We start from the raw sequence: 567 nt of genomic DNA on the forward strand, positions 1-567 counted from the left end.
TTTCCATCCACGAAATGAGATATAGCAAGAAGTCTCGTACGCATCCTCGCATCGGATGTTTCACGAATAAGTTTTGGGAAGTCAGGGGTGTTCATATCAGCTCCTATTGAAGCTGATATTAGATCATAAAATTAGTGCGATTGGTATAACTATCAACTTCTCAATACAAAAATATCGGGCTCAAAAAAGCCCCAATCTTTCGATTGAGGCTTCAAAACTCAGTGCGGGCAACCGGGAGTCATTCCAAGGCAATGCTAACCAGCAACACGCCCAGTTCCAAATAGCCAAAACAAAAAAGCCCTGAACTTTCGTTCAGGGCTTCAAAACTAAGTGGCGGAACGGACGGGATTCGAACCCGCGACCCCCGGCGTGACAGGCCGGTATTCTAACCAGCTGAACTACCGCTCCGCGAAACTGGTTTTTACCGTAAAGTGTCTAACACTCTACCGTTTAATTTAAAGCCTGGCGATGACCTACTCTCACATGGGGAAGCCCCACACTACCATCGGCGCGATTTCGTTTCACTTCTGAGTTCGGCATGGGATCAGGTGGGTCCAAAATGCTATG

General features: G+C 47.1%; 1 tRNA gene and 1 rRNA gene. Both read right to left on the reverse strand.

Annotated features, from left to right (window positions below):
- Window positions 1–331: 331 nt before the first annotated feature.
- A tRNA-Asp gene (locus tag F9817_RS23740) sits at window positions 332–408 on the reverse strand.
- Between the two features lie 52 nt (window positions 409–460).
- Window positions 461–567, reverse strand: a 5S ribosomal RNA gene (gene rrf / locus F9817_RS23745); the annotation flags it as partial.

It is taken from the genome of Vibrio eleionomae, assembly GCF_009874545.1.
Classification (GTDB): domain Bacteria; phylum Pseudomonadota; class Gammaproteobacteria; order Enterobacterales; family Vibrionaceae; genus Vibrio; species Vibrio nitrifigilis.